Genomic DNA, 11,799 nt, shown 5'->3' with positions numbered 1-11,799 from the left:
TTATTGCTGGCTAAGAAAAACCGTCAAAACATAACCATTGTAGCACAAGGAAAACTATTCCCTGGAATCAAGGATTTATTGATGATGGGAAGCACATTTTTTCTAACACTAATTGCCTGGGTATTTTTTAGAGCCGAAGATATGTCTCACGCGATGGGCTATTTGTCAGGTGTTTTCTCCAAATCTATATTGAGTGTACCTGAATTTGAAGGAAGAGAAAGTGCAGCGGTAACGCTTATGGTCATTGTATTTTTTGTATTTATAGAATGGTTAGGAAGGTCTAATGAATATGCTATTGAACGCTTAGGCTCAAAATGGCCTAAAATAATAAGATGGTCATGGTATGCGCTTATCATATTTTTAATAGGAATTCTTGCTCAAACTGAGGAAACACCTTTTATCTATTTTCAATTTTAGAACATGAGAAATTTTTTTATATCCTTTTTTAAGTTTGTTCTTTTCGCAGGTGTGTTTTATATATTGATGATCATACTTTGGGGAGAATTTTCACCAATAAAGAAGAATTTAAGATACCGTATAAAACCTGATGGTCATACTTTTTCTCGATTAAAAGAACTTCGTTCAACACAAGATATTGACCTTCTTTTTTTAGGATCATCCCATACCTATCGAGGTTTTGACAATAGAATTTATAAAAAAGCAGGTTTCAGTAGTTTTAATATGGGATCAAATTCTCAAACACCTATACAAACAGAATATTTGCTTGAAAACTATCTAGACTCTTTAAGGCCTAAATTGGTAGTATATGAAGTATGTCCTTTTGTTTTTTCATTGGACGGGGTAGAATCTTCTTTAGAAATTATTGCCAACGATGAGATCCAAGATAATTCTTTAGGAATGACATTAAAACAGAATCATTTAAAGGTTTATAATGCAATGATTTTCGCTACTTACAGAAGATTGTTTTTCAATGATTTAGAAAATACAAAAGAAGGAATCAAAAATAACAATGATACTTATATTCCAGGAGGCTTTGTGGATATTAAGATGATGCATTATAGCAAAGAGCATTTTGAAAATGCACATTGGGTCAAGGACCCTAAACAGTTTGCTTCTTTTGAAAATGTTTTAAGTATGCTTAAAGCAAGAAATATCAAGACCATTTTAATACAGGCGCCCGTTACGACCGATTTATACAATTCATATGATAATAATTCAGAATTTGATAAATTGATGGAAAGCTATGAAGAGTATTATAATTTTAATGAATCGTTACAATTAAATGACTCTATTCATTTTTTTGATTTTCATCATTTGAATAGAAATGGGATAGATATTTTTAATAATGACGTTTTAGATATTGTCTCAAAAAAAGAAGTACTAAATTAGTAAATCCTCCTATTTTATTATTTTTCAGACTTTTTCACTAAAGTCATGATAAGGATTCCACCTAGTATTAAGGTCCCTGATATGATTAATTCCAAAGAGATGCTTTCTCCTATAAAAACTATTCCACCTATTGCTGCGAGCACTGGAACAAGTAGTTGAACAACAGAAGCCTGCATCGAATTAAGTCCCCTTAAAGCTATATACCAAATAGTATAACCCAGGCCAGATGTGAATATTCCTGATAAAAGTGCTAATAATATGCCTTCGGCAGCATAGTTTTGTTCATTTATCAAAAAATATAAAATGAACAGTAAAAAAGGAATACTTCTTAAAAAATTATAGGCGGTATCTTCGAGAGGATTTTTAGATTTTTTCCCTAAGATACTGTACATACCCCAGCCTATTCCTGAAATAGTCATGATCATAGCGCCTAAAATCGGTGGTGCCTGAACTCCTGGTAGCATCAAGTAAGCAAACCCTAGAAAAGCAAGAAACATGCCTATCCATTCCAAAACTTGCATTTTGTACCCTTTGAAAAGCGCATAGGTGATCATTGTAATTTGAACAGCGCCAAAGACAATCAATGCGCCTGTTGCAGTGTCTATAGAGACATATGCAAAAGAGAAGGCTGTAGCATACATAAAAAGCATAAAGGCAGAAAGCCAAGAACCTTTTGACCTTTTTGTATTCTTCTTAAAATGTCTAAAATAGACTAATAGCAATAAGACGGCTGCGCCAGATACCAAACGAATTACTGTAAATGCACCTGGATCGATAAGTTTTTCTTTGAGGGCAGCACGGCAAATAACAGAATTAGCGGCAAAAGCAATAAGTGCCAACAAGGTAAAAATGACAGTTTTAAAGGTAGTAACCGAGTTTTGATTTTTGCTCGAAGGCATATAAGAGATTATATTTTACGAATATAGACAATCATAAATTGAATGAAAGTCTTAATTTTATACTATTAAATTGGTTGTTTAAATGAAAATAGTTACAAATAGAATTTGCGATTTATTAAATATAAAGTATCCTATTATTCAGGCTGGTATGGTTTGGGTGAGTGGTTATAAGCTGGCATCAGCCGTTAGTAATGCTGGGGGATTAGGTTTAATTGGAGCAGGCTCTATGCATCCGGAGACGCTCAAGGAACATATCCAGAAATGCAAGAAAGCCACTGATAAACCATTTGGCGTCAATATTCCTTTGTTCTATCCTGAAATGGATAAGATACTAGAGATTATTATTGAGGAGAAAGTACAGATCGTATTTACTTCTGCCGGAAACCCAAAATTGTATACTTCGTTTTTCAAAGAACATGGAATTACCGTTGTACATGTAGTAAGCAGTGTAAAATTTGCTCTAAAATCTCAAGAGGCTGGAGTTGATGCTATAGTAGCCGAAGGTTTTGAGGCTGGTGGGCATAATGGGAGAGAAGAGACAACTACCCTGACACTGATTCCAATGGTAAAAGAAAAAATTAAGATACCCTTGATTGCAGCCGGTGGCATTGCTACAGGAAAGGGCATGCTTGCAGCAATGGCTTTAGGAGCTGATGCTGTTCAAATTGGCAGTCGGTTTGTTGCGAGTGAAGAATCATCAGCACACATAAATTTTAAACAGGAAGTTTTAAGAACTGAAGATGGTGGTACACATTTGACCTTAAAAGAACTAACTCCTGTAAGATTGATAAAGAACGATTTCTATAAAAAGGTACAAGACCTTTATAGTCAGCAGGTTGAAGCTGATCAGTTGGAGAAATTATTAGGCAGAGGAAGGGCTAAAAAAGGAATGTTTGAAGGCGATTTAGAAGAAGGAGAACTTGAAATTGGTCAAATTGCAGGCCTTATTCACGAGATCAAACCTGCAGCAGATATCGTGAATGAGATTGTAAATGAATTCAAATTGTCTCAGGAATCTATTTCTACTATTATAATTTGAGTCTTGGCACTATTTAGTGCCAAGGATATAGAGCTGCAGGAAACCCTATTCAGGGATTTTAATTTCATATAATTTACCTGATTTGTTATTGAGTTTATTCTCTCGTAACCAGGGATTTAGCATTTTTAACTCCTTGTAATTCGTTTCATATTTTTTGGCAAAATTGGCAATATTAGTAATGGCTGTATCTACTTTAACTGAGTGACTTGGGCCAATTTCATAAAGGTCATCATTGTCAAAGGCGAAACCGTATTTTTCCGGGTTGCTCAGAATTTCTTTAGCCGCAACTATTCTTGGAATATAACGCTCTGTATTTTCTCCGGCTAAAACGTCATAATAACTATCCACCATCTGTTCTGTCAATCTTTTTTCAATACCATAATTGCCCGCATGATAGGCCGCTGCAGCTAATGTCCAACTTCCAAGTCTTTCTTTAGCTTTTATCAAATAGTCACAGGCAGCTCGTGTGGCTTTCTCTAAATGATATCTTTCATCTACATTATCATTAATCTCCAGACCATTTTCTCTACCCGCATCTTTCAGCATTTGCCACATTCCTTTTGCACCGGCAGGAGAAGTAACATTTCTTAGATCACTTTCAATTACTGCTAAATATTTAAAATCATCCGGAACACCCTTCTCTTTAAGTATAGGTTCTATGACAGGAAAATATTTATGAGTTCTTTTAAACCACAATAAAGCATTTGATTGCCAATAGGTATTAACTAGTAGTTCCCTGTCAATTCTTTCTCGGATATCCGTCTTATCAAGTTGTACTTTTTCTCCACAAAAACTGAGATCATCTGGAATTTTAAGTGCCTTAATTTTATAGTTGTATTGACCATTTGCAGATGAATCAACACGCACCTTTGCTTCGGTAACCGATTTGTTTTCATTTTTTTCTGCATTGATAAAGAATACAGCAAGAATAACAATACTTGCCAATACGATGAAGCGATACGATCTGTTCATACTTTGTGTTTTATAAAATTAAAAGGGATTTTCAAATGTAACAAAATTTTCAGCTAATTGATCTTTTTCTGCTAAAATTGGATTTTCAACACCCCAATCAATAGCAAGATCAGGATCATTCCATAAGATAGATGCCTCAGCATTAGCATTGTAATAGTCTGAGCATTTGTAATTTAAAATGGTATTATCTTCAAGACTTAAAAACCCATGTGCAAAGCCAATAGGAATATAAAGTTGCTTTTTGTTTTCTCCACTTAAGATATGTTTAAAATGTTTGCCATAGGTGCTTGAGTCTTTTCTCAAATCCACGGCAATGTCTAAAATACTTCCTTTAATAACCCTGATTAGTTTGGATTGGGCATGGGGGGGAAGCTGGAAATGCAGGCCTCTTAATACATTTTTATGAGACTCAGATTCATTATCCTGTACAAATTTATCCTTAATAAGAATTTCAACTTTTTTCTGGTTATAGGACTCCATAAAATAACCTCTGTCATCTTCATATACTCTTGGAGTTAACAAGATAATATCTTCAATATTTGTTTTTTCAAGTATCATATTTACAATAGCTCCTCTATGATTGCACTTATTTTTTTGGCTTTGACAATAATCATGGCGTGGGTACCTCCCTCAACTGGAATACAGTTCTTAATATATTTAATCGGGAATATTTCGTCCTTGTTGCCGTGTATATGTATTATATTATCTTGAGGTAAGGTGTTGTTCCAATGTAAAACATTGTGGATGGCCCAATTTAAATATTTTTCATCTCTTACACTCATATATTTGTTATATAATTCTGTCTTTTTTTTAAGATGTGGATGAAAATCATATTTTGAAAAGTCATCAATCTGAGATAATTTTCTACTTGGGAAAAATTTATAGGCCTTTGAGTTCTTTAAAAAGCGAAGTCTTTTAGGCATTTCTGACCGAGATTTTATACTTGAAATGATAATCACTTTCCTTGTTTTCAGCAAGCGACTTAATTCCTGAACCAAAATTCCTCCAAATGATACACCTACTAAAATGGGTTGTTTATGTTTAATCAGCGCTACGTATTTTGAAGCATAATCAGCTAGTGATTCTTTTACAGAATCGGGAGCGATCCATTCAAGATAATGCAGCACATATTTTTTTTCAGGCAACTTAATGTGTTCAAATATCATTGAACTGGCTGCCAGGCCAGGCATAAAGTAAATATGTATTTTATCTTCCATAATGATGCTATGGCCTCAAAAATAGTAAAACTTTGAACTATAAAAATTGTTTTTAATCGAATACTTTTTCTTTGATCCACTCAAATCTGACAAGACCATCTTCATCAATGCTTGACAGTTTAACAGGATGCAGGGTATTGACAAGATCTGGATTCCAAGGCGTCTTAACTTTGACATAATTCTGAGTGAATCCATGGATATACCCTTTTTTGTTTTCTCCTTCAAATAAGACATTAAAAGTAGCTCCGATTTGAGACTCATAAAAAGCCCTACGCTTTTTAACAGACAAACCCCTTAGCATTTTACTTCTCTTGTTTCTTACATTTAATGGCACAACATCCGGCATGTCGACGGCCTCTGTATTTGGGCGTTCTGAATAGGTGAAAACGTGAAGATAAGAGATGTCAAGTTCAGATAGCATTTGATAAGTTTCAAGAAACAGTTCATCTGATTCTCCCGGAAAGCCAACAATCACATCCACACCAATGCAGGCATGTGGCATTGCCGTTTTAATGGTTTTAACCCGGTCATCATAAAGGCTGGATTGGTACCTGCGCTTCATTGACTTGAGTAAAGTATCGCTGCCGCTTTGCAGCGGAATATGAAAATGGGGTACAAAACTATTTGATTGCGCCACAAATTTAATGGTTTCATTTTTAAGTAGGTTTGGTTCAATAGAGGATATTCTAATGCGATGAATTCCTTCTACTTTATCCAACTCCTGAACAAGGTCAAGGAAAGTGTGTTCATGTTTTTTATTGCCAAATTCACCTTTCCCATAGTCACCAATATTGACTCCGGTTAACACAATTTCTTTAATTCCTTTCTCTGAAATTTCCTTTGCGTTTGACAACACGTTTTGTAAAGTGTCACTACGAGAGATACCTCTTGCAAGGGGTATGGTACAATAGGTGCACTTGTAATCGCAACCATCTTGTACTTTTAAAAAGGCCCTAGTTCGGTCTCCAATTGAATAGGAACCAACATAAAAATCAGCTTCATCAATTTCACATGAGTGAACCTCACCAATTTCATTTTTTGACAAATCTTCTATATAATCTAATACCTTGAATTTTTCTGTAGCGCCTAATACCAGGTCAACACCTTCTGTATTTGCCAATTCTTCAGGTTTTAATTGTGCATAACAACCAATACCGATAAGGAAAGCATTTTCGTTTTGCTTGAGAGCAGATTTAACGATGGTTTTAAAACGTTTATCTGCGTTATCGGTAACTGAACACGTGTTGATAACATAAATGTCAGCAAATTGATCAAATTCGACTCTTTCAAATCCTTCAGTTTGAAAATCTCTGGCAATTGTAGAGGTTTCTGAAAAATTTAATTTACAGCCTAAGGTATAAAAAGCTACTTTTTTATCAGTCATGATGCTCAAGTCTTTAGCGCCGACAAAAGTACAATTTTTTCACCGAAACAAAATGTTGCCAGAAGTTAAATAATAGCTTGACTAAGTGTGTTTAATCAGTTTGTAAATCGAGCCATGACGGGTTCATGATCTGATAATTCAACTTCATAATTGATATGTTCGTTGACCTTGAAATAGGAGTCGGATAAAATGAAATCGATACGCAGGGGATAATTATTAAAGGAATAAGTTTTACCAAACCCTTTTCCAGCTTCTATAAAAGTATCATTCAGGTCAGATTTTAATTTGAAGTATGCCCAGGAAAAAGCAGTATTGTTAAAATCACCGCTGATGATAATTTTATGTGGGCACGCCTTTCTGTGTTCCATAAATTTCTCCACTTGTTCCTGTTGTTTTGTAAATGATTTTTTTAGCCTGTATATCAGTTTTTTAGATCTTTTTTCGTCTAGGTTCAAATCAACACTATCAGGTTTTATACCAAACGATTCCAAATGAATATTATAGATTCTGATCGTATCATTGTTTCTGATGATATCGATAAAAATGGCATTGTTATTTGAGTTTTCAAAATCAAGACTGCCTTTATTGACAATTCGATATTTGGAAAAAATGGCCAAACCACTGCCTCTTTTTCCTCCATTTAGTTTTTCAAATGAAAAATCATATGCTAAAGGCATCTCTTTGTTTGGGTAATATTCCTGAAAAGTAATAATGTCTGGATCCTGCTTCTCAATAAATTTAGAGATATTCACAGGAATTTCTTCAGATTCAATCCATTGGTATTTGTTAAATAGCCGAACATTATAATTCATAACGGCAAAACTACTGCCACTAACTACTTTTTTTTCTTTGAATTTATAAGGAAAGAATGACAAACCAACAGCGAGAAGAAGACATAAGAAAGAAAGCAGAAATTGTTTTTTGAGACCCGCTAACAACCAATAAACAATAAAGATAACATGAGCAAAAAGTAAAAGAGGTACTGCTAAACTCAATATTGAAAGTAAGGGAAATGATTTTGGAGCAATGTATGGAATAGTCAATGAGGCAAAGAATAACAATGCCAGGATGTTGTTTATAAAAAACAATAGTTTATTTAAAAACGATAAATTTTTCAAGAGGGGAATCGTTTTAAATTATTTTTTACCTGCCTTAAACAGATAATCTTTTTCTTCTTTTGTGAGTGTATCATAACCTGACTTGCTAATCTTATCAAGGATACTATCTATTCTCATTTGTTCTTCAGACTTTGTTTCTTTACTTTGATACTTGGTCTGTTTACTTTGCTTACTATTTTTATAGACTGTTTTAAGCGGTTGCTTCTTGTTTTTTATGAATAAGCCTTCAAACCAATCGACGAAATTTTTACCCTGACCAAAATATCTGGTCATTAAAAAACCCAATAGTGAACCTCCTAAATGAGCTAAATGCCCACCTGCATTACCTGCCGGGATTTGAACAACATCTAATACAACCAGCGCAACAGCAATATACAACAATTTGATGTTTCCTATAAATCTAAATCGAAGTGAGTAATGGGGGATATGACTTGCAATACCAATTACAACTGCCATGACTCCAGCTGATGCACCAACTAATAACGATTGCTGGGTTTGAAGTCCGGGAAGGAAATTATAGGATAAAATATAAATAAGTCCTCCAGAAATAATTCCCAAAATCAGATAAGTCAGAAACTGCTTTGAGTTAAAGAAATCAAGAAAAAGATTTCCAAAATAGTAAAGCACCATCATGTTAAAAAGGATATGAAAAAAACCGGCATGGAGAAATCCATAAGTTATTATTGTCCAGGGTCTGTAAAGTAATAGTTCAAAATCAGGTTTTAAAGAAAACCAAGTCATGATAAAATTACCGTCTACATTGAATAAGAAGGATAATGTGTTGAACAAATAAGTCATTACAAAAATAACCACGTTGAGAATAATTATTTTCTCAACAATAGATCTTTGTAGGTAATTCTGGTATATATTCGAAAACCAATTCATAATTAAAAACGTATTAATTCCATCTACTGAATTGATTTTTTTGCCAATATTTCATCATAATAAAACCGATGATTGCTCCCCCGACATGGGCGAAATGAGCGATTCCCCCGCCAAAAATAGAAAAACCAGTTACCCCTGAAAATAAATCCAAACCTATCAAGACAGGAATAAAGTATTTTGCTGCAATAGGAACTGGTAAAAAAATCAGTGCCAATTTTGCATTGGGGAAACTCATCCCAAAAGCGACCAAAACTCCATAAATGGCTCCTGATGCGCCTACTGCGGGGGTATTATAAATCTGGTATATTTCAGCAAGTTTCTTTTCAGGTATTACATCTAAAATCCTAGAATTGTAACTCCTTGTTTCTAGTAAAGTCTGTATATCAGACGCCTGCATTCCTGCACTTATCAATTCATTGTAAACACTGTTGAATTGAAAATAATTTACAGCAGTGTAAATTAATCCGGCACCAATACCAGCTGAAAAATAAAAGAATAAAAACTTATTTCGTCCCCACATTTGTTCCAACGGTGAGCCAAAGGCCCATAGAGCATACATGTTAAATAAAATATGCATAAACCCGCCATGCATAAACATATGCGTTACGAATTGCCAAAATCCAAAATTTTCATTTTCAGGAAAATATAAGGCAAACCAGTTGCTTAGACTAGGGCCAATAAATGAGGTAGCTGCAAAAAATATAACATTTAATATGATTAAATGTTTGATGGCGTCTGTTAATTTGCCCATACTTCTTAGGAATTAAATTTTTCTTCCAGGTCATCCAATGACATGGTTATATATGTTTTGCGGCCAAATGGCGAATAATTAGGTTCTTTGCAGGAGAATAATTTATTTAATATACGCTCTTGCTCCTTGTTATTTAATGGTGTTCCAGGTTTAATCGCCAGGCTTTTTGCCAAGCTTTTAGTTATGAGGTCGATCTGACTAAAACTTGATTCAGGAACTTCATTTTTAAAATTATCGATCAGTGACTCAAGAATACCTACAACTTCTTTTTCTGATATAGTAGTTGGAATGGCATCGAGAATCACGGCTTCATCCTGCACCTCGGAAATATGAAAACCAGCACTTTGAAGGTCCTGTTCAATTTGTTTAACCACAGCGATATCATTTTTACTGATATTGATTTTTAAAGGAAAAAGTAATTGCTGATGACCCAGGCCTTCCATGGTTACTTTTGCCAAATATTCTTCATACAAAATTCTTTGATGAGCAGCATGTTGATCTATTAATACCATACCAGATTTAATAGAACTGGCGATATATTTTAGCTGAACCTGAAATGTTTTATGAGCAGTATCTTCCTGAGTTTCGTCAAATAATTCCTGACTCACATTATCTAAGTCAACCGTAATATTGTCTATGAGTTCCTTTTCAGGATGATCACTTAGATAAAGTGCTTCCCATTCAGAACTTTTTGGGGCTCTTTGCTGGCTTGTTTTAGAATAACCTTCCGTTTTAAAAGGATTAAAATCCTGATCGATCTCAATAGCAGGCGTTGAGACATATGCTTTATTCTTATATGAATAGGGTGTGTCTAGACTGGCATCTCGTTCAAAGTCAAGAGACGGAGCAACATTGTATTGCCCAAGACTATGTTTAATAGTAGACCTTATAATTGCGTACAGATCACGTTCATTATCAAATTTAATTTCTGTTTTGGTTGGATGTATATTGATATCAACACTTTCAGGTGGCACATCAAGGTATAAAAAGTAGGAGGGATGGTATCCATGATTTAACAAACCATCAAAGGCATTCATTACAGCATGATGTAAATAATGACTTTTAATGAATCGGTTATTTACAAAAAAGAATTGTTCCCCTTTCTTTTTCTTGGCGTATGAAGGTTTTGAAATAAAACCATTAATTTTTAAAATATCAGTTTCTTCAGAAATGGGCACCAATTTTTCATTCGTGTTTTTCCCCATGATATTCACAACTCTTTGTCTTGTGTTGCTACTCCATTGGGAAGACGTGCCTGCAGGAAGGCTAAATATTTCATTATCGTTATGGATTAATGAAAAAGCAATCTCAGGGTATGTAAAGGCAACCCTTTGAAAGGCATCGATAATATGCCGTGTCTCAATGGCATTTGATTTCAAAAAGTTTCTTCTGGCAGGAATATTATAAAAAAGGTTCTTCACTACAAAATTTGACCCAACAGCTGTTGCCGTTTCTTGTTGGGTTAAGAATTCACCTCCATTAATCTTGATTTCAGTTCCCAGCTCATCTTCTTTTGTCTTCGATTTTAACACTACGTGCGCAATAGCCGCAATAGAAGCCAAAGCTTCACCTCTAAAACCATTGGTGTGTAAATTGAATAAATCATCTGCTGTTTCAATCTTAGACGTGGCGTGCCTTTCGAAAGCCATTCTTGCATCTTTAGGACTCATTCCTTTGCCATTATCGATGACCTGAATTAAAGTTCTCCCAGCATCTTTTACGATTAACTGAATATCCGTAGCATCAGCATCAACAGCGTTTTCTAATAATTCTTTTACAACTGAAGCAGGACGTTGTACTACCTCTCCTGCGGCAATTTGATTCGCCACATTATCGGGAAGTAATCGAATGAAATCAGACATTAAAAAAGTTTATGAATTTCAAATAAATAAGCTAAAATTCCAACTAAGATAGTTATTATAATAGCAAGTCGTTTGTTTACGGCTCTGTTGGATGACATTTTCTTGTGCCTTTGCCAACTTGATTTTAATTGATCTTTTGAAAGTGATATTTTTGGAATATCAGTTAAAGTACTATCGCCATTCTTGTATTTTTCTTTTAACATTTCCAATCGCTCTTTGCGCTCGTCATAATAACGAGGCTGGTAATTGAATACGTAATGAGCTCTTGGTTTAAAAGCTTTCCCGAACATAGCACTTCATTTTGCGGTTATTACAAAATTAA

12 protein-coding genes and 1 pseudogene are annotated in these 11,799 nt (G+C 34.4%); 3 read left to right on the top strand and 10 right to left on the bottom strand.

Features of this window, described 5'->3' with window-relative positions; all coding sequences use genetic code 11:
- A pseudogene (locus tag QWY87_RS16290) lies at positions 1 to 417 on the top strand (MBOAT family O-acyltransferase); the annotation flags it as partial.
- Between the two features lie 3 nt (positions 418 to 420).
- On the top strand, positions 421 to 1,350 hold the full coding sequence (locus QWY87_RS16285) for a hypothetical protein (RefSeq protein ID WP_290293218.1): 930 nt from the start codon (positions 421 to 423) through the stop codon (positions 1,348 to 1,350).
- 17 nt (positions 1,351 to 1,367) lie between these two features.
- On the opposite strand, the gene QWY87_RS16280 is transcribed toward QWY87_RS16285, so the two are convergent.
- Positions 1,368 to 2,249 (bottom strand): DMT family transporter, encoded by an 882-nt coding sequence (locus QWY87_RS16280; RefSeq protein WP_290293216.1) that lies wholly within the window; start codon positions 2,247 to 2,249, stop codon positions 1,368 to 1,370.
- Positions 2,250 to 2,331: 82 nt separating this feature from the next.
- Here QWY87_RS16280 and QWY87_RS16275 point away from each other — a divergent pair, with 82 nt between their 5' ends.
- The gene (locus tag QWY87_RS16275) at positions 2,332 to 3,288 is read left to right on the top strand and encodes an NAD(P)H-dependent flavin oxidoreductase (protein WP_290293215.1); all 957 of its coding nucleotides are present in this window, start codon (positions 2,332 to 2,334) and stop codon (positions 3,286 to 3,288) included.
- A 45-nt stretch (positions 3,289 to 3,333) separates the two neighbouring features.
- Here QWY87_RS16275 and QWY87_RS16270 read toward each other — a convergent pair whose 3' ends face one another.
- From QWY87_RS16270 to QWY87_RS16230, 9 genes are all read right to left on the bottom strand, one after another.
- Positions 3,334 to 4,260 carry a lytic transglycosylase domain-containing protein gene (locus QWY87_RS16270; RefSeq protein ID WP_290293214.1) on the bottom strand — a complete coding sequence of 309 codons (927 nt, stop codon included), beginning with the start codon at positions 4,258 to 4,260 and terminating at the stop codon, positions 3,334 to 3,336.
- Between the two features lie 18 nt (positions 4,261 to 4,278).
- On the bottom strand, positions 4,279 to 4,818 hold the full coding sequence (gene rfbC / locus QWY87_RS16265) for a dTDP-4-dehydrorhamnose 3,5-epimerase (protein WP_290293213.1): 540 nt from the start codon (positions 4,816 to 4,818) through the stop codon (positions 4,279 to 4,281).
- A 2-nt stretch (positions 4,819 to 4,820) separates the two neighbouring features.
- Complete coding sequence (locus QWY87_RS16260; RefSeq protein WP_290293212.1) at positions 4,821 to 5,477, bottom strand: alpha/beta hydrolase; 657 nt, start codon at positions 5,475 to 5,477, stop codon at positions 4,821 to 4,823.
- A gap of 52 nt (positions 5,478 to 5,529) precedes the next feature.
- On the bottom strand, positions 5,530 to 6,864 hold the full coding sequence (gene mtaB / locus QWY87_RS16255) for a tRNA (N(6)-L-threonylcarbamoyladenosine(37)-C(2))-methylthiotransferase MtaB (protein WP_290293735.1): 1,335 nt from the start codon (positions 6,862 to 6,864) through the stop codon (positions 5,530 to 5,532).
- Between the two features lie 92 nt (positions 6,865 to 6,956).
- A complete protein-coding gene (locus QWY87_RS16250) occupies positions 6,957 to 7,979 on the bottom strand; it encodes an endonuclease/exonuclease/phosphatase family protein (RefSeq protein ID WP_290293211.1) in 1,023 nt (340 codons plus the stop codon).
- An 18-nt stretch (positions 7,980 to 7,997) separates the two neighbouring features.
- Positions 7,998 to 8,864, bottom strand: coding sequence for a rhomboid family intramembrane serine protease (locus tag QWY87_RS16245; protein ID WP_290293210.1), 867 nt, complete (start codon positions 8,862 to 8,864; stop codon positions 7,998 to 8,000).
- Between the two features lie 13 nt (positions 8,865 to 8,877).
- Positions 8,878 to 9,615 carry a rhomboid family intramembrane serine protease gene (locus QWY87_RS16240; RefSeq protein ID WP_290293209.1) on the bottom strand — a complete coding sequence of 246 codons (738 nt, stop codon included), beginning with the start codon at positions 9,613 to 9,615 and terminating at the stop codon, positions 8,878 to 8,880.
- A 5-nt stretch (positions 9,616 to 9,620) separates the two neighbouring features.
- The gene (mutL, locus tag QWY87_RS16235) at positions 9,621 to 11,477 is read right to left on the bottom strand and encodes a DNA mismatch repair endonuclease MutL (protein ID WP_290293208.1); all 1,857 of its coding nucleotides are present in this window, start codon (positions 11,475 to 11,477) and stop codon (positions 9,621 to 9,623) included.
- Positions 11,477 to 11,767 carry a hypothetical protein gene (locus tag QWY87_RS16230; RefSeq protein ID WP_290293206.1) on the bottom strand — a complete coding sequence of 97 codons (291 nt, stop codon included), beginning with the start codon at positions 11,765 to 11,767 and terminating at the stop codon, positions 11,477 to 11,479. Before QWY87_RS16230 ends, mutL begins: the two co-directional genes overlap by 1 nt.
- Positions 11,768 to 11,799 lie beyond the last annotated feature (32 nt).

Origin of the sequence: Lutimonas halocynthiae, from assembly GCF_030409835.1 — a bacterium.
Classification (GTDB): Bacteria; Bacteroidota; Bacteroidia; order Flavobacteriales; family Flavobacteriaceae; genus Lutimonas; species Lutimonas halocynthiae.
The sequence above is the reverse complement of the archived record's forward strand: the minus strand, read 5'-3'. Positions and strand labels throughout refer to the sequence as shown.

Excerpts from the sequence above, each read along its gene's own strand:
- mutL (WP_290293208.1), bottom strand. The coding sequence starts at position 11,477 with ATGTCTGATTTCATTCGATTACTTCCCGATAATGTGGCGAATCAAATT.
- QWY87_RS16240 (WP_290293209.1), bottom strand. The coding sequence starts at position 9,615 with ATGGGCAAATTAACAGACGCCATCAAACATTTAATCATATTAAATGTT.
- QWY87_RS16275 (WP_290293215.1), top strand. The coding sequence starts at position 2,332 with ATGAAAATAGTTACAAATAGAATTTGCGATTTATTAAATATAAAGTAT.
- QWY87_RS16245 (WP_290293210.1), bottom strand. The coding sequence starts at position 8,864 with ATGAATTGGTTTTCGAATATATACCAGAATTACCTACAAAGATCTATT.
- rfbC (WP_290293213.1), bottom strand. The coding sequence starts at position 4,818 with ATGATACTTGAAAAAACAAATATTGAAGATATTATCTTGTTAACTCCA.
- QWY87_RS16285 (WP_290293218.1), top strand. The coding sequence starts at position 421 with ATGAGAAATTTTTTTATATCCTTTTTTAAGTTTGTTCTTTTCGCAGGT.
- QWY87_RS16260 (WP_290293212.1), bottom strand. The coding sequence starts at position 5,477 with ATGGAAGATAAAATACATATTTACTTTATGCCTGGCCTGGCAGCCAGT.
- QWY87_RS16230 (WP_290293206.1), bottom strand. The coding sequence starts at position 11,767 with ATGTTCGGGAAAGCTTTTAAACCAAGAGCTCATTACGTATTCAATTAC.
- QWY87_RS16270 (WP_290293214.1), bottom strand. The coding sequence starts at position 4,260 with ATGAACAGATCGTATCGCTTCATCGTATTGGCAAGTATTGTTATTCTT.
- QWY87_RS16280 (WP_290293216.1), bottom strand. The coding sequence starts at position 2,249 with ATGCCTTCGAGCAAAAATCAAAACTCGGTTACTACCTTTAAAACTGTC.